Raw genomic sequence first — 16,719 nt, forward strand, 5'->3', positions numbered from 1 at the left:
AGCGACCGCAACGTGGGGGTGTGCGGACGCAGTGTGTCGCAGGGGGGAACGCGATGTCAGAGTCCACGAGTGCGCCCGGATCCACGGAGCCGAATCGTCGCGGCGGCGCCCGGTTCTGGGTGCTCGCCATCATCATCGGCCTGGCGGTGATCGTCGCCGGCGTGCTGATCTACCAGGCGTCGTACTCGGCGTTCACCGCGCAGACGCAGACCGGGTCGAGCACGTTCTCGTCCGGCAACGTCGAGCTCTCGAACGACAACGAGGCCGAATCGGTGTTCACGGCGACGGGGCTGAAGCCCGGCGCCTCCGGCAGCGCCGATGTCGTCGTGACCTACACCGGTTCGCTCGACGCCACCGTCCGCCTGTACGCGTCGTCGTCGACCGGCGACCAGACGCTCGCCGACGGCCTCGACCTCACCATCACGCCGAAGGTCGACGGCGCGGCGCAGGGCACGCCCTTCACCGGGACGCTGGCCGAGTTCCAGGCGATCACCGATTGGGATTCGGGCATCCTCGAGCTGCCGGTCTCGACCGGTGACCAGATCACCTACACCGTCGAGTACGTGGTGGCGGACACCGCCGAGCAGGGCGCGAGTGCGGACGTCACCTTCGTCTGGGAGGCGCAGAACACCTGAGCACGCACACGCGGGAGGCGCCGACCGCGACGGTGCCGGGTTGGCGCCGCACGCCGATCGACGACCTGCCGTGGCCGGTGCTGATCCGAGTCGCGCTGTGCCGCGGGCTGGTGGTCATGGTGATCACGCTGGCTGCCGCCGCGTTCCTGCCGAGGCCGTTCGGGTTCGTCGGCACGACGATCATCACCGGGTCGATGCAGCCGTCGATCCAGCCGGGCGACGTCGCCCTCGTGTTCCCGCTGCCCGCCGACGAGTACGTCGAGGGGCAGGTGATCCTCTTCCCGGATCCGGCCGACCCCACCCGGCAGCTCCTGCACCGACTCGTCGAGATCGCCTCGGACGGCTCGTTCGTCACCCAGGGCGACGCGAACCGGTCGCCCGACTCGACGCGGGTCGACCCGGCGACCGTCATCGGCGTGGGCCGCATCCTCGTCCCGTCGATCGGCCTGCCGATCGTGTGGGCGGCGAGCGGCTTCTGGCTGCTCACCTGGGCCGCGCTCATCGTCGGGGTGATCGTCGTCCGCGGCACCCTGACCATCGAGTTCTTCCCCGCACCCGCAAGCAGGAGGCCACCCGCGTGGTGGTCGAGTCGACCGCCACCCTGCTCACCATCGCCTTCGGCGTGCTGATCGTGCTGGTCGGCATCCAGCGCAGCACGTACGCGGGGTACACGGCGATGACCGGCGCGGATGCCTCGTGGGCGATGGAGGCCGTGGCGTCGCCGCCGACCACGTGCGAGGTCAACCGCTGGGCCTACCACACCTGGGGCACCAATGGCATCGCCGACTTCAACGTGGCGAATCGCGGGGACACCGCGGTGCCGGGCTCCTGGACCCTCGAGTGGGACTGGGTCGACGACCAGTACACGAACCGGGGTTCGCTGGCGTACTCGGTCGTGCAGGAGGGGCAGCACGTCAGGTACACGGCGTACGACTGGGCGGGCATCGCGGTCGGCGCGGAGCGCCCGGGTCAGATCGACGTCAGCACGGCGAGCATGTCGTTCCTCATCCCCACGAACTTCGTGCTGAACGGCAAGCCGTGCGCGTACGTGCCGGCGTCGCCGACCGCCCCTGAATCCGGGGAGCCGGGCGAGAACGTGATCGTGCCGCCTCCGGCCGGCGCCACCCTCGGCCCGATCCCCGCGCCGGAGTCGCCTGCGGAGCCCGTGCCGGAACCCGTGCCGGAGTCGCCGGAGGACGCGACGCCCGGCCAGGCGCCCGAGCCGCAGCCGGAGTCGGCCCCGGTCCCCACGCCACAGCCGTGACGGCGCGGGCGCGAGGCATCCGCTCGCCCTCGCCCTCGCCCTGGCGCACCGGACCCGGCAGACTGGCCGGATGATCTCGCGTGAGCTGGCCGTCATCCTGAAGCGGGCCGGGCTCGCCTGGCATCCCGCGTCGGGCGACCGGTTCCAGCTCGACCTGCCCGACCACGTCGAGGCCGAGTTCGAGGCCGACGTGTACACCGTGAGCGAGATGACGATCGAGTCGCAGCGCACGCCCACCGGCACGATCCTCGGCTTCAACGGCACCACCGAGTGGGCGCTCGACTCGCTCACGATCGCCGACGCGGTCTGGCTGCCGCGGGAGGACCAGCTGCGCGACCTGCTGCGCGGCACCTTCCGCGCGCTGCGCCGGCTGCCCGACGCGTTCGAGGTCGAGGTCGAGTTCGGCGGCGAGGCGCTGCGGTTCGAGCATCCGGATGCCTCGGAGGCGTACGGGATGGCCCTGCTGGAGCTCATCGGCCGGGCGGGCTGATCGCCGCGCCGCGACGCGAGTCATCCTCCGGGCTGACGCCGCGGGCGGGAGCGGTTCGCTAGCGTTCCCGGATGGCCAGCCGTCGCACCGAGATTCCGCCTGCTCCGATCCTCGCCCTCGTGGTGCTCGCGATGGGCGTGCTCGTCATCGCTCCCGGAGCGCTCAGCGGGGCGGTCGCCGATGCCGTGATGCCGCTCCGGTTCGCCGTGCCCGAGGTCGCGCTGCTCGCGCCGGCCGCCATCGCCGCGCTCGCCGTGCTGGCGGTCTGGGCCTTCGCCCGGGCGCCGCGGACGGGCGCCGATCGGATCGTCGCAACGATCGCGCTGGCCGCCGTGCCCGTCGCCTACCTCTCGAGCGAGACCCTCAAGTCCGCGTTCGCGGAGGAGCGACCCTGCCAGGCCGCTGCGGTCGCCGCAGGCTGCCCCGGGGCGGGCGACTGGTCGTTCCCGTCGAACCATTCGACCGTCGCGTTCGCGCTCGCTGCCTCGGTAGCGCTCGTCGTGTCGGGCTGGGTCGCGGTGACGAGCGCGGTCCTCGCGGTCGTCGCGGCGTCGGGCCGGGTGCTCGAGGGGGTCCACTACCCGCACGACGTCGCGGCCGGCGCGCTCGTCGGGATCGCGTGCGTGGTCCTGGCGACCCGGGTCGCGGCTGCGCCCGCCCGGCGGTGGGTCGGCCGGCTCGCCGAACGGCATCGCCGGCGGAAGGCCTGATCAGGGGCGAGCCGGCCCGGATGCCTCGCTGCAGGCGTGGATCGCCGCGGCCACGAGATCGGGACGGGTGAACGGGAGGTCGTGCGCGGCGCCCGCGACGACCTGCGACGCGCGTCCGTGCGCGGCTGCCACGAGGGACGACGACTCGCGCATGATCGGCCGTTCGCCCGCCCCTGCCAGTACCTCGACGGGGCCGGGATACCCCGCCCAGGCCGGTGGCAGACGGAACGCCAGGTTCTCGCCGACGCTCGCCAGCAGGGTTCGTCGACTCGTCGCCGCGCTGTCGCGCACGTAGTCGTCGATCAGCTCGGACGGGATCGAGAGCTCGCGGGCCTGCACGCGCGCGAAGGATGGTCGACGCGCGAGCGGGGCCGCGGCCGACAGCATCGCAAGCGTCGTGCGGCGGAACCGGGCAGGTCGTGCCTCGGCGCTCACGATCACGGCGCCGGTGACGAGATCCGGCTCCGCGGCGGCCAGGGCGATCGCGAGCTGCGCGCCGAGGGAGAAGCCGGCGACCAGGGCTCCGTGCGGGGCGAGGTCGCGGAGGATGCCGGCGAGCTCGTCGACCACGGCCCGGTGGGTGGGGTACGTCTCGGCTGAGCTGCGGCCGAACCCGGGGAGGTCGGGCACGATCACCCGGAAGCCGCCATCGAGTCGCTCGAGCGTCGGCCGCCACATCCACCCGGCGACGCCCGCGCCGTGCAGCAGGAGCAGCGGACGCCCCGATCCTGTCTCCGAGACGTGCATCGACTCGTCCCCCTTCCGATCCATCCAAGATTAAGCGCTTTATTTGCCGCGGATCGGCGGCTATGGTGGCCCCATGGTCGAGGAGCTGTCCGAGATCTCGATCGTGCGGCGCCGACCGGCGGTCGTGATCGGAGTCCCGGTGCTCGCGCGATTCGACGAGCTCTCGGAGCTCGTGCCCCTGGCCTGGGCCGAGGCGTTCCGCCGCTTCGACGGGCCGCTCGCCGAGGCGAGCACCCGCGTCGGCGATCGATACCACGAGGTGGTCGGCCTGCTGGGCGAGGTCGACGCGCAGGTGGACGGTGCGGTGCATGCGCTGGTACCTGCCGGCGAGTACGCGACCGCGACCCATCGCGGCGATCGAGTCTCGATCGCCGAGTCGTTCGGGCGGATCGAATCGTGGATCGCCGCGCAGGGCCGTGAGGTCGGCGCCGGCAAGCTCGACGTCGGCTACCTCCGCGACGGCTCGGAGCGGGCGCACGACCTCTACGTGAGCATCCGCCCCGCGCACCACGGCTGAGGCCCGGGAACGCACGGGTCGGACGTCTCTGCGCCGGGCTGGCGCGTCGTGCCTGCGGGCGGGGCGCCGTGCGGGGCGGCGAGTAGGGTGCATAGTCGTGGGAAGAACGGCCGATGCGAAACGGCGAGTGACGATCGAGGACATCGCCGCTCGTGCGGGCGTGTCGATCGGCGCGGTCTCATTCGCCCTGAACGGTCGCAAGGGCGTCTCCGACGAGACGCGCGCGCGCATCCTCCGCGTCGCCGACGAGCTCGGCTGGGCGCCTGCCGGCGCGGCTCGCTCGCTCGCCGAGGCGAAGACGAACACCTTCGGGCTGGTGCTGGCCCGCGACCCGCGCAACCTCGGCCTCGAGTCCTTCTACATGCAGTTCTTCGCGGGCATCGAGACGGAGCTCTCGCCGCGAGGCTACGGACTGCTGCTGCAGGTGGTGCCCGACCTCGAGCGGGAGCTCGAGACCCTGCGGCTCTGGCGGAACGGTCGCCGGGTCGACGGGGTGATCCTCGTGGACATCCGGCAGGACGACCCCCGGGTGGCCTACCTCGCCGAGCATCCCGGCCTGCCGACGCTCGTCGTCGGCGACCCGGGATTCGCCGGACCGCACTCGTCGGTGTGGACCGACGACGCCGCGGCATCCCGCGAGGCCGTGCGAGTCCTCGCCGGGCTCGGGCACCGCCGGATCGCGCGCGTCGCGGGCCTGGAGGAACTCGCGCACACGCGGATCCGCGACGACGCGTTCCTCGACGAGGTCGCGGCGGTCGGGGTGGAGGGCGAGATCTTCCGCACCGACTACTCGGCGGAGCAGGGCGGCTCAGCCACGGCCGCCGCGTTGCGCTCGGCGAACCCGCCCACCGCGTTCGTGTACGACAACGACATCATGACCGTCGCCGGAATGTCGGCGATCACCCAGCTCGGCCTCCGGGTGCCCGAGGACGTCTCCGTGATCGCGTGGGACGATTCGGTGCTCTGCCGGCACACGGTGCCGACGCTGTCGGCCATGAGCCATGACGTCATCGCGTTCGGGGCGCACGTGGCTCGGCGGCTGTTCGAGGTGGTCGGCGGCGCGGAGCCGGCCGCGTCCCTCGACTCGACCCCGCGACTGCAGGCGCGCGGGTCGACGGGTCCCGCGCCGGTCGGCGCCTGACTCGGCGGCGGCGTCAGCGGGTCGCCGCGACCGCGGGCGTGCGTTCGCCGCTGCCGCGTTCGATGATCCAGGTCGGCAGCACGAGTTGCTTCGTGACGCCGGTGGGGTCGCCCATACGCTCGAGCGCGAGGTGGGCGGCGCGCCGCCCCAGCTCGGCGGGGTCGTAGGAGATGACCGAGACCCCGAGGACATCGGCGGTGTCGAAGTCGTCGAAGCCGATGAGCGCCGTTCGGTCGTCGCCCGCCTCGCGCATCGCGCGCAGTGCTCCGACGGTCACCCGGTTGTTCCCCGCGATGATCGCGGTCGGTGGGTCGGCCTGCTCGAGGAGCTCGCGGATGATCCGTTCGGGCGCCCTCGACCGATCGTCGTCGAGGCGGGCCCACGGCGCGGTGTCGGGGATGCCGGCGTCGGCCATCGCCTCCCGGTAGCCCGCGACCCGCTCGACCTGGGTGTACACGTCGGCCGGGGTGCAGACGTACGCGATCCGGCGGTGCCCGAGGGCGAGGAGGCGCCGGGTGGCTTCGCGCACGACCGGGCGGTTGTCGAGCACGACCGAGTCGGCGGCGAGGTTCCGCGCCGGGCGGTCGATCGAGACGATCGGGGTTCCGAGCTGCCGCTCGCCGTCGAGGTAGGACTGGTCGGCGGACGCCGGGATGAGCAGCAGCGCATCGACGCGCTGGCCGAGGAGGGCATCGGCGACGCGGGCCTCGCCGTCGGGCGTGTCATCCGTCGTCGCCACGACCAGCCGCACGCCGTGGTCGGCGAGTTCGCGCTCGATGCCCGAGGCGACCTTGTAATAGAAGGGGTTGCCGAACTCGCCCATGACGAAGCCGACGGTGTCGGTGCCGCCGCCCCGCCGGAGTCCGCGCGCGAGGGTGTTGGGGCGGAACCGCAGCCGCTTCGCGGCGGCGAGCACGCGCTCTGCGGTGTCGTCGCCGACGAGCGCGCGCTGGTTGAAGACGCGTGAGACGGTCTTCGCGCTGACGCCGGCGAGGCGCGCGACGTCGTCGAGGGTCGCGCGCTGCTGCATCGTCGTCATGGCGGCTCTCCGAAGCGTGGGTGGTCGTCGGCGAGTCTATCCGAGGTGGGGCGAATGTCCCACGAAGAACATCGGACACGCCGTGCCAATGGACGCACGGCTCGCATTGAAAAGGCCGATCAAGCGATGTTTCACGCATTTGTTGCCGACTGCAATTAACTAAAGCGCTTTACTTAACGGGTTCACTGTCCTACGCTGACATCGCACCCGATGGTGAGCGCATCCCGGCTCTCTCCACGGGATGTCCACATCACAGGGAGAAATCACATGGCATCACGCAAGGCAATGGCTGGCCTTGTCGCAGCTGCAGCAGCGACGGCGCTCCTCCTCACCTCGTGCTCCGGCGGCTCGACCGAATCGGGCGACGACGGCACTCCTTCGGGAGAGATCACGTTCCTCTCGAACCGCACCGACCTCGAGAAGGACGGCACGTTCGACCGCTACGTCGAGGAGTTCAACGAGCAGTACCCCGACGTCACGGTCAACTACGAGACCATCACGGCGTACGAGGACGACATCCGCACCCGCATGTCGACCCCGAACGGCTACGGCGACGTGCTGCTCATCCCCGACCAGCTCGGCGTCGACGAGTACCCCGACTTCTTCGAGCCGCTCGGCACGGTCGCGGAGCTGGAGAAGGACTACCGGTTCGTCGACGACAAGGCGTTCGAGGACCAGGTCTACGCCCTCGCGATCGGCGGCAACACCTTCGGTGTCCTGTACAACAAGGCGGTGTGGGACGCCGCGGGCATCACCGAGCTGCCGACCTCGCCCGACGAGTTCCTCGCCGACCTGAAGCTCATCAAGGAGAACACGGACGCGATCCCGTACTACACCAATTACAAGGACGGCTGGCCGCTCGGTGGCCAGTGGACCGACAACTTCGCGGGTGTCGGCGGCAACGGCGACGTCCAGAACGAGCTCGCCGAAGACCCCGAGCCGTGGACCGACGGCAAGCCCGCCGACGTCGTCGACGGCCTGCTCTACGACATCGTGCACGAGGGGCTGAGCGAGGAGGACCCGCTCACCACGAACTGGGAGCAGTCGAAGAACGACTTCGCCGCCGGCAAGATCGCTTCGATGGTGCTCGGCTCGTGGTCGGTCTCCCAGTTCCAGGAGGCCGCGAAGGCTGCGGGCACCGACCCCGAGGACGTCGGCTTCATGGCGTTCCCGTCGAACATCGATGGTCAGCAGTTCGCCAAGATCGGCGGTGACCGCCGCCTCGGCATCAACGTCAGCTCGAAGAACAAGCCCGCCGCCGAGGCGTGGATGAAGTTCCTCGTCAACGACTCCGACTTCGCTGCGATCTCGGGCATGATCTCGTCCTCCAAGAAGGTCGAGGAGCTGCCCGCGAACCTCACCGCCCTGCAGGAGGCCAACGTCGAGTTCTTCGAGAACAACCCCGAGCCCGAGGGCAAGGAGGGCCTGCTGGTCAAGGTCGCCGACGCGTCCCAGGTCGACGTCTGGGGCCAGAACTACCGTCGTGAGCTCATCGACTCGGCGCGTGGCCAGACCGGTGTCGACAAGGCTGCGTTCTTCGCCGACCTGAACCAGCGCTGGGGCGAAGCCGTCGACCAGCTCGCCGGCTAGTCCCTGATCCGGAGCCGTGCGGCGGAACCCCCGAAAGTCCGCCGCCGCACGGCTCCCCTCCCCCAAGACCCCCGGCGCTCCGGCCCGGAGAGCCCCGCACGGGCCTCCGTGGCCGGAGCCGCCCCACCCAGCACCGCAACGGGGAACCCCCGTCCCCGACAGGAGAAGCATCATGTCCGTTACAGCGGGTCCCGGTCCGTCCGGGGCATCCGGCGTCCTGCCGGGCGTCCTCGTCGCCGAGGAAGCCGGCGGCGCGGCGCAGCGCCGCAGGCGCTCGCCGGGTCGGCGTGCCGGCTCGGCCGGCCGGTCCTGGCTCAGCAAGGCGACGCCCTACCTCTTCGTCGCCGCCGCGGTCGGGCTCCTCCTCCTGTTGACGTACGTCCCCGCGATCAACATGCTCTGGTACAGCACGACCTCGTGGCGCGGCTTCGGCGGTTCCCCGGACGCCGACGAGTTCGTCGGGTTCGAGAACTACGTCAAGGTGTTCACCGACCCGACGATCTTCCGGGTCTTCTTCGTCAGCCTGTACTACTTCATCGCGACCTTCGTGCAGATGGCCATCGCGCTCTACTTCGCGACCCTGCTGAGCTTCAGCACCCGCTTCTCGAACTTCTTCCGCGGCGTCATCTTCTTCCCCTACCTGCTGAACGGCGTGGCGATCGGCTTCGTCTTCCTCTACTTCTTCCAGCCGGGCGGGACGCTCGACAGCGTTCTGGGCTGGTTCGGGGTGGCCGATCCGCCGCTCTGGCTCGGCGACGCCGACATCGCCAACTTCTCGCTCGCCGGCACCTCGGTCTGGCGGTACACGGGCCTCAACTTCATCCTGTTCCTCGGCGCGATCCAGTCGATCTCGCCCGAACTGTACGAGGCCGCCGAGCTCGACGGCGCGAACCGGTGGAAGCAGTTCCGCTACATCATCTTCCCCGGGATCCGTCGCATCATCGGCCTGTCGTTCATCCTCGCGGTGGCGGGCAGCCTCTCCGTCTTCGAGATCCCGTTCATCATGACCAGCGGCGCCAACGGCACCACGACCTTCGTGATCCAGACCGTCCGCACTGCCTTCGAATACCACAACGTCGGCCTCGCCTCGGCGATGGCGGTCGTGCTGCTCGCCATCGTGCTCATCGTCACCTGGGTGCAGCGCAAGTTCTTCCCCGACGAGAAAGTCGACCTGACATGAGCCGCGTCATCGCCCCGTTCTTCAAGTACGCGAGCCTCGTGCTCGCCGCCATCGTCGTCCTCCTGCCGATCTCGGTCGTGCTGTTCGCGAGCCTCAAGACCCAGCAGGAGTACGCGACGACCGGTCCCCTCGACCCGCCGTCGAACTGGTTCAACCTCGAGAACTTCGGCATCGTCATCGACGAGGGCGACATGATCGCGGGCTTCGTGAACACGGCGATCGTGCTCGTGGTCTCGCTCGTCGGCACGATCCTCATCGGCACCATGGCCGCCTACTCCGTCGACCGTTTCGCATTCCGGGGCAAGAAGCTCGTACTCGGCCTGTTCCTCGTCGCGACCCTCATCCCGAGCGTCACGAGCCAGGTCGCGACCTTCCAGATCGTGTCGGGGCTCGGGCTCTACAACACGAAGGCCGCGTTGATCCTGCTCTTCATGGGCACCGACATCATCGCGATCTACATCTTCATCCAGTTCATCTCCTCGATCCCGGTCTCGCTCGACGAAGCCGCGAAGCTCGATGGCGCGAACGCCTGGACGATCTACTGGCGGATCATCCTGCCGAACCTGAAGCCCGCGATCGCGACCGTGATCATCATCAAGGGCATCGCGATCTACAACGAGTTCTACCTCCCGTTCCTCTACCTCAAGTCCGAGCCGATGATCTCGACCGCCCTCTTCAACTTCAAGGGCCCGTTCGGGGCGCAATGGGAACTGATCGCGGCGGCGACGCTCGTCGTCATCGTGCCGACCGTGATCGCGTTCGTCTTCCTCCAGCGGTGGATCTACAAGGGCCTCGTCGCCGGGGCCGTGAAATGAGCATGATGAGCACCATGAAGGATTCGACGATGGCGGTGCCGGTGGTACGACGGGCGCTGCGCACCGGATGGCGCGCCGAGGCCGCAGCCGGCCCCGTACCAGAGGCGCTCCGGCCCGCCCTGGCCGCCGGCGTGCCCGCGACGGTGCCCGGAGTCATCCACACCGACCTGCTCGCCGCCGGCCTCATCCCCGACCCGTACCTCGACGACAACGAGTCGGCGCTCGCCTGGATCGGCCTGGTCGGCTGGACGTACCGCACCACCATCGAGGTCGACGCCTCGGCGCTCGTCGCGGCCGAACGGCACGAACTCGTCTTCGACGGCATCGACACGGTCGCGACCGTGTGCCTGAACGGCGAGGCCATCGCCGAGGTCGCCGACCAGCACCGCACCCACCGGCTCGACGTGACCGACCTCCTGCGCGGCGGCGCGAACGACCTCGTCGTCGCCTTCCGCAGCCCGGTCCGGTACGCGAACGCGCAGTCCGTCGAACTCGGGGCACGGCCGCGGCCCTATCCGCTGCCGTTCGAGGCGATCCGCAAGTCGGCGTGCAACTTCGGCTGGGACTGGGGCATCGCGACCTTCACCAGCGGACTCTGGCGGCCGGCTCGCCTCGAGTCCTGGTCGACCGCACGCCTCGCGCAGGTGCGCGTCGACGCCCGCCCCCTCGGCGACGGCGGCGTGGTCGAGGCCACCGTCGGGATCGCTCGCTCCGCGACCGGCGCCGACGCCGAACTCCGGCTCGGTGTCGAGGTCGCCGGACAGGTCGTCGAGGCCACCGTGCCCGCCGGCGCCGACGAGGTCGTGATCCGCGTCGAGCTCGACACGGTCGACCGCTGGTGGCCGGTCGGCTACGGCGCGCAGCCGCTGTACGACGTGCGGATCCGCCTCGGCGTGCACGGCTGGGTCCTCGACGAGGCATCCCGTCGCGTCGGATTCCGCACCGTCCGCTGGGACACCGAGCCCGACGCCGCCGGGACCCCGTTCCAGCTGCTGGTGAACGACGTGCCGGTGTTCGTCAAGGGCGTCAACTGGATCCCCGACGACGCGTTCCCGACCCGCGTCGACCGTGCGCGCTACGCGCGCCGCCTCCGCCAGGCGAAGGACGCGAACCTGAACCTGATCCGCGTCTGGGGCGGCGGCATCTACGAGTCCGACGACTTCTTCGACCTGTGCGACGAGCTGGGCCTGCTGACCTGGCAGGACTTCCTGTTCGCGTGCGCCGCCTACCCGGAGGAGGAGCCGCTTCGCTCCGAGATCGAGGCGGAGGCGCGGGACAACGTCGCCCGCATCGGCCACCACGCCTCCCTCGTGCTGCTCACCGGCAACAACGAGAACCTGTGGGGCTACGAGGATTGGGGCTGGAAGGAGCGGCTCGACGGGCGCACCTGGGGTGCGTACTACTACCACGAGCTGTTCCCGGCGGTCGTCCGCGAGCTCGCTCCGGGCGTGCCCTACGCGCCGGGCAGCCCGTTCAGCCCCGGCGGCGAGCACCCCAACGCCGAGGCCCATGGCACCATGCACATCTGGGACCTCTGGAACCAGAAGGACTGGCCGCACTACCGCGACTACACGCCGCGCTTCGTCGCCGAGTTCGGGTGGCAGGGCCCGCCGGCCTGGTCGACCCTGACCCGGGCGATCAGCGACCAGCCGCTCACCCCCGAGTCGCCCGGCATGATCGTGCACCAGAAGGCGACCGACGGCAACGCGAAGCTCGCGGCCGGCCTCGTCGCCCACTACCGCGTGCCCGACGACATGGAGACCTGGCACTGGGCCATGCAGCTCAACCAGGCGAACGCCGTCGGCACGGCGCTCGACTGGTTCCGCTCGCACGCACCGCACACCTCGGGCGCGGTCGTGTGGCAGCTCAACGACTGCTGGCCGGTCACCTCGTGGGCGGCGATCGACGGCGACGGCCGTGAGAAGCCCCTGCTGCACGCGATCCGCAACGCCTTCGCGCCGCGCGTCGTGACGGTCCAGCCCCGCCCGGAGGGCCTCGCCGCGACGATCGTGAACGACACGGCCGACGCGTGGACGGGAGAGCTCCGCCTCGCCCTCCGCGGCTTCGACGGCACGGTCCGTGAACAGGTCGCCGAGCTGGTCGACGTGCCCGCCCGCGGCACCGTCACCGTGGCGATCCCGGCGACGCTCGTCGCGGCGGACGGCACCGGCGACGTCGTCCTCACGGCGGCCCTCGACGACGTGCGCGGCGCCTGGTTCTTCACCGAGCCGCGCGACAGCGCCCTGCGCGCGCCGACGTTCGAGATCGAGGTCACGGGTGACGAGGCGGATGACTCGGCCGAGGTGCGGGTCACCGCCGACGTGCTCGTGCGCGACCTGACGATCCTCGCCGATCGGATCGCGCCCGACGCGACGGTCGACACGGGCCTCGTGACCCTGCTGCCGGGGGAGACCGCGACCTTCCGCCTGGGCGGCGTGCCCGGGATCGGCGTCGGCGACGTCGCCCGGGCCCAGGTCCTGCGCTCCGGAAACCAGTTGGTGGTCTCGTGAGCGCCCCGGCACCCGCGAGGATCGACGCGGTCGCGCTCCTCGCCGAGCCGGTGTGCGGCATGACCTGGGGCTGGACCGGCGTTCGGGGCACGTGGGCCACGCCGGCGGCGGAGGCATCCATGACGCGGATGGCCGAGCACGGCGTCACGTGGACCGCGCTCGCGTACGCCGCCGAGCAGGCGACGCCGTTCTCGACCGAGATCCCGTTCGACCAGGCGCCCACGGTGGCCGACGCCGAGATCGTCGCCGCCATCCGTCGGGCGCATGCCCTCGGCCTCGAGGTCTGCCTGAAGCCCGTCGTGAACGTCGCCGACGGCACCTGGCGAGCCTTCATCGGGTTCTTCGACTGGGATGTCCCGGGCGAGCCGAGCTGGACCGACTGGTTCGCCGCCTATCGGCGGTTCATCCTGCACGCCGCCGCGATCGCCGAGGCCGAAGGCTGCGCCATGCTCTGCATCGGCTGCGAGATGGTGCGCACCGACGGGCAGGAGGCGCACTGGCGCCGGCTGATCGCCGAGGTCCGCGAGGTCTATTCGGGCCCGATCACCTACAACTGCGACAAGTACCAGGAGGACCGGGTCGGCTGGTGGGACGCGGTCGACGTGATCTCCTCCAGCGGCTACTACCCGATCGACGAGTGGGACGCGCAGCTCGACCGGATCGAGCGCGTGGTCGAAGCCACGGGCAAGCCGTTCTTCTTCATGGAAGCCGGATGCCCCTCCCGCGAGGGCTCGCCCGCCCGGCCGAACGACTGGAACCTCGTCGGCGCACCCTCCGGGGCTGCGCAGGCCGAGTACTTCGAGGCCATGTTCGCCGCTTGCCGGGCCCGACCCTGGGTGCGCGGGCTCATGCTGTGGGACTGGCCCGCCGACCTGTACGACGCGGCCGATGCCGCGGGCAACGACGACTACTGCCCGTACGGCAAGCCCGCCGCCGCGATCATGACCGCGGCGTACACGGACTGGAACCGCGAGGCCGGCGCATGACCGGCGTCCACGGGACCACCCTCGCGATCGACGCCGGCCAGACCGGCACGAAGGTCCGGGTCGAGCAGGCCGGCGGTGTCGCCTACGAACAGGTGCTGCCCGGGGTGCTCACCCACGAGCCGCTGCTGCCGCAACTCGCCGACGCGGTCCGCCGGGTACACGACGCGACCGGCATCGTCCCCGCGACGATCTCGAGCGGGGTGTCGGGCCTCACCGACCGCGGAGCCGACGCCGCGGCGCTGCTCGGCCTGGTCAGCGACCTCGGCGCCCGCCGGGTGCTGCTCGCGCACGACTCGATCACGTCGTTCCTGGGCACGCTCGGCGATGCGCGAGGGGCGGTCGTCGCATCCGGCACCGGCGTCGTCACGCTCGCCGTCGGCCGTACCGCGGTCGCCCGCGTCGACGGCTGGGGCAACATCATGGGCGACGCCGGCAGCGGCTACTGGATCGGTCGCGAGGCCCTCGACGCCGGCATGCGCGCCCACGACGGGCGCGGCCCGCGCACGCGCATCACCGATGTGATGCACGAACGGTGGGACGACCTCGAGGAGGCGTACATCGAGCTGCAGGGCGCCGAGGACCGGATCCGCATCGTCGCGTCGTTCGCCGAGGCCACGGCCGCGCTCGCCGAGGCCGGGGACCCGGTCGCCGACCGCATCTGCCTGCGTGCCGCGCAGGAGCTCGCGCATTCCGTCTCGTCGGCGCTCCGCCGGGTCGCGCACGCCGACGACCGCACCGACGACGGTCCCGTGATCAGCGCCATCGGCGGCGTGTTCCGCGCTCGCCGGATCCGGTCGCGGTTCGAGGACCTGCTCCGTACGTGGCATCCCGCGCTCCGCATGGAGGCGCCGCACGGCACCGGGCTCGACGGGGCATCCGTCCTGGCCGGCCTCCCGGCGGGGCATCCGCTGCGTATCCACGTCGCCGTCGCGTCCACCGAGTGACGTGACGACGCAGGCCTCGGATCGGGCGCCGAGGCCGAACCGGGCGGCAGCCGCCGCCTGGCCCACCCATCACAGGAGGTCAACGATGACACGCAGGAGAGCGCGGTTCGCCCGACGCCTCGGCGCCGCCGTCGTCGCCGCGACGGCGATCGCCGTCGCGAGCGTCGGGATGGCCGCTCCGGCCACCGCAGCGCCCGCACCCGCAGCAGCCAAGCCCGCCGCGTCGAAGTTCGTCACGGCGCAGGGCGGTCAGCTGAAGCTCGGCGGCAAGCCGTACGAGTTCGCCGGCACGAACAACTACTACCTCGGCTACAAGTCCGACGCGATGGTCGACGCGGTGCTCGACGACGCGGCGCAGGCCGGGTTCGACGTGATCCGAACCTGGGGGTTCCAGGACTTCCAGAACCCCGACGGTTCGGGCTCGGTCCACCAGAACTTCGAGGGCGTCTGGTACCAGGCGTGGGACGCCGACGCGGGCCGCCCCGTCGCCAACCCCGGCGCCGACGGCCTGCAACGGCTCGACCGCGCCATCGCCGAGGCGGGTGAGCGCGGCATCCGCCTCGTCATCCCGTTCACGAACAACTGGAACGCGTTCGGCGGCATGGACCAGTACGTGCGGTGGGCCGGGCTCGACGAGCACGCCGACTTCTACACGGATGCCACGATCCGCGGCTGGTACCGCGACTGGGTGTCGACCCTGCTGAACCGGGTCAACTCGATCACCGGCGTCGCCTACAAGGACGACCCGACGATCCTCGCCTGGGAGCTCGCGAACGAGCCACGCTGCACCAGCGCCGGCGTCTACCCCGACGGGACCTGCGACACGACGACCATCACCACGTGGGCCGACGAGATGAGCCGGTACGTGAAGTCGATCGACAGGAACCACCTGCTGTCGGCCGGCGACAAGGGCTTCTTCTGCCGGGCCGAGGCCGACTGGACCCTGACCCAGCGCTACGGCGCCTCGGGCTACGGCCCCGGGTTCGGCGAGGACTGCGGCGACGGCGTCGACACGGTCGCGCTCGCCGCCCTGCCGAAGATCGACCTCATGTCGATGCACCTCTACCCCGACCACTGGAAGACGACGGTCGACTGGGGCACCGGCTGGATCCGCGAGCACGCGCAAGCGGCCCGGAAGCTGGGTAAGCCGGTCTACCTCGGCGAGTTCGGCGTGATCGACAAGGCGACGCGGATGCCGACGACCCACACGTGGCTGTCGGAGATCCGCCGCACCGGCGTCGACGGCACGCTGTACTGGATGCTCGCGTCCGAGGAGGACAGCGGCGCGCTCTACGCCGATTACGACGGCTTCACCGTCTACTGCCCGAGCGCGGTGTGCTCGCTGATCAGCAACCACGCGGCCCTCGTGCCGACGCTGCAGCTGCAGCCGAAGGCGCTGCTCGACGCGTTCGCCGACGAGGACTCGGCGACGATCGAGCGCGACACGACGGTCGAGGTGGACGTGCTCGCGAACGACGTGTCGATCACGCTGCCGCTGCGCTCGCGCACCCTCGACCTCGACCCGTCCACCGCGGGCCGGCAGTCGGAGCGGATCGTCGACGGCGGCCGGCTGGCGATCGTGCACGACGGCGTCGTGCGCTTCGAGCCCACCGCCGGGTTCGTCGGCAAGGCGGCGTTCCCCTACCGCGTCTCGAACGGCATCCGCACCACGTCGGCCGCGCTCACCGTGACCGTCCGGCCCGCTCCGGGCGACCCGGTCGTGCTCGCCTCGTGGGAGGGCGGCACCGACGGCTGGACGCCGGCGAACTGGCAGTCCGACCCCGGCACGCTCGGCTCGGGCGCGACCGGTGCGACCGACGGTGCCCTCGCGCTCCAGGTCGGCTCGAAGGGCGCCTGGTTCGGATCGCCCGCCGACTCGCCGACGCTCGACCTGTCGACGCGGACGTCGATCGAGTTCGACCTCACGACGGGCGCCACCGGCACGTCGGTGTCGATCGCTGTGCGCAACGGCGCCGACTGGACCTGGTGCCAGTCGCCGTGGGAGTACGTGCCCGAGCAGACGTCGAAGACCGTGGTCGCCGAGCTCGACGCCTTCGGGTGCGACGCCTCGGCGCTCACCTCGGTGCACGACGTGCTCGTCTTCTTCAACGCGGGCGAGTACGCCATCGACCGCCTGACGTTGCGCTGAGA

The 16,719-nt window shown here is 71.0% G+C and carries 16 protein-coding genes; 14 read left to right on the forward strand and 2 right to left on the reverse strand.

The window, feature by feature from the left end; all coding sequences use genetic code 11:
- Nucleotides 1-53: 53 nt before the first annotated feature.
- From ACGGZK_RS05660 to ACGGZK_RS05680, 5 genes are all read left to right on the forward strand, one after another.
- Nucleotides 54-635 carry a hypothetical protein gene (locus ACGGZK_RS05660; RefSeq protein ID WP_395245291.1) on the forward strand — a complete coding sequence of 194 codons (582 nt, stop codon included), beginning with the start codon at nt 54-56 and terminating at the stop codon, nt 633-635.
- Between the two features lie 32 nt (nt 636-667).
- Nucleotides 668-1,264 carry a signal peptidase I gene (locus tag ACGGZK_RS05665; RefSeq protein WP_395245292.1) on the forward strand — a complete coding sequence of 199 codons (597 nt, stop codon included), beginning with the start codon at nt 668-670 and terminating at the stop codon, nt 1,262-1,264.
- Nucleotides 1,213-1,899: a cellulose binding domain-containing protein gene (locus ACGGZK_RS05670; RefSeq protein WP_395245293.1), complete on the forward strand. Its 687-nt coding sequence runs from the start codon at nt 1,213-1,215 to the stop codon at nt 1,897-1,899. The genes ACGGZK_RS05665 and ACGGZK_RS05670 overlap by 52 nt, the downstream gene beginning before the upstream one ends.
- A gap of 70 nt (nt 1,900-1,969) precedes the next feature.
- Nucleotides 1,970-2,389 carry a pilus assembly protein CpaE gene (locus ACGGZK_RS05675; protein ID WP_395245294.1) on the forward strand — a complete coding sequence of 140 codons (420 nt, stop codon included), beginning with the start codon at nt 1,970-1,972 and terminating at the stop codon, nt 2,387-2,389.
- Nucleotides 2,390-2,460: 71 nt separating this feature from the next.
- The gene (locus ACGGZK_RS05680; RefSeq protein ID WP_395245295.1) at nt 2,461-3,099 is read left to right on the forward strand and encodes a phosphatase PAP2 family protein; all 639 of its coding nucleotides are present in this window, start codon (nt 2,461-2,463) and stop codon (nt 3,097-3,099) included.
- Here ACGGZK_RS05680 and ACGGZK_RS05685 read toward each other — a convergent pair whose 3' ends face one another.
- Entirely contained in the window at nt 3,100-3,870 is a 771-nt protein-coding gene (locus tag ACGGZK_RS05685; protein WP_395245296.1) for an alpha/beta fold hydrolase, read from the reverse strand.
- A gap of 49 nt (nt 3,871-3,919) precedes the next feature.
- On the opposite strand from ACGGZK_RS05685, the gene ACGGZK_RS05690 reads away from it, so the two are divergent.
- Both ACGGZK_RS05690 and ACGGZK_RS05695 read left to right on the forward strand, forming a co-directional pair.
- On the forward strand, nt 3,920-4,363 hold the full coding sequence (locus tag ACGGZK_RS05690; protein WP_395245297.1) for a hypothetical protein: 444 nt from the start codon (nt 3,920-3,922) through the stop codon (nt 4,361-4,363).
- Between the two features lie 127 nt (nt 4,364-4,490).
- Complete coding sequence (locus tag ACGGZK_RS05695) at nt 4,491-5,504, forward strand: LacI family DNA-binding transcriptional regulator (RefSeq protein ID WP_395245298.1); 1,014 nt, start codon at nt 4,491-4,493, stop codon at nt 5,502-5,504.
- A 13-nt stretch (nt 5,505-5,517) separates the two neighbouring features.
- Here ACGGZK_RS05695 and ACGGZK_RS05700 read toward each other — a convergent pair whose 3' ends face one another.
- Nucleotides 5,518-6,543: a LacI family DNA-binding transcriptional regulator gene (locus ACGGZK_RS05700; RefSeq protein WP_395245299.1), complete on the reverse strand. Its 1,026-nt coding sequence runs from the start codon at nt 6,541-6,543 to the stop codon at nt 5,518-5,520.
- Between the two features lie 267 nt (nt 6,544-6,810).
- Between ACGGZK_RS05700 and ACGGZK_RS05705 the strand changes: the two genes are divergently transcribed.
- From ACGGZK_RS05705 to ACGGZK_RS05735, 7 genes are all read left to right on the forward strand, one after another.
- Nucleotides 6,811-8,133, forward strand: a complete 1,323-nt coding sequence (locus ACGGZK_RS05705; RefSeq protein WP_395245300.1) for an ABC transporter substrate-binding protein — start codon at nt 6,811-6,813, stop codon at nt 8,131-8,133.
- A gap of 172 nt (nt 8,134-8,305) precedes the next feature.
- The gene (locus tag ACGGZK_RS05710; RefSeq protein WP_395245301.1) at nt 8,306-9,313 is read left to right on the forward strand and encodes a carbohydrate ABC transporter permease; all 1,008 of its coding nucleotides are present in this window, start codon (nt 8,306-8,308) and stop codon (nt 9,311-9,313) included.
- Entirely contained in the window at nt 9,310-10,128 is an 819-nt protein-coding gene (locus ACGGZK_RS05715) for a carbohydrate ABC transporter permease (RefSeq protein WP_395245302.1), read from the forward strand. The genes ACGGZK_RS05710 and ACGGZK_RS05715 overlap by 4 nt, the downstream gene beginning before the upstream one ends.
- 14 nt (nt 10,129-10,142) lie before the next feature.
- Nucleotides 10,143-12,638: a glycoside hydrolase family 2 protein gene (locus ACGGZK_RS05720; protein WP_395245303.1), complete on the forward strand. Its 2,496-nt coding sequence runs from the start codon at nt 10,143-10,145 to the stop codon at nt 12,636-12,638.
- Nucleotides 12,635-13,624 (forward strand): glycoside hydrolase family 113, encoded by a 990-nt coding sequence (locus ACGGZK_RS05725; protein ID WP_395245304.1) that lies wholly within the window; start codon nt 12,635-12,637, stop codon nt 13,622-13,624. The genes ACGGZK_RS05720 and ACGGZK_RS05725 overlap by 4 nt, the downstream gene beginning before the upstream one ends.
- On the forward strand, nt 13,621-14,568 hold the full coding sequence (locus tag ACGGZK_RS05730) for an N-acetylglucosamine kinase (protein ID WP_395245305.1): 948 nt from the start codon (nt 13,621-13,623) through the stop codon (nt 14,566-14,568). Before ACGGZK_RS05725 ends, ACGGZK_RS05730 begins: the two co-directional genes overlap by 4 nt.
- A gap of 85 nt (nt 14,569-14,653) precedes the next feature.
- A complete protein-coding gene (locus ACGGZK_RS05735) occupies nt 14,654-16,717 on the forward strand; it encodes a cellulase family glycosylhydrolase (protein ID WP_395245306.1) in 2,064 nt (687 codons plus the stop codon).
- The last annotated feature ends 2 nt before the right edge of the window (nt 16,718-16,719 follow it).

It is taken from the genome of Agromyces sp. MMS24-K17, assembly GCF_043950245.1.
In the GTDB taxonomy this organism is placed as follows: Bacteria; Actinomycetota; Actinomycetes; order Actinomycetales; family Microbacteriaceae; genus Agromyces.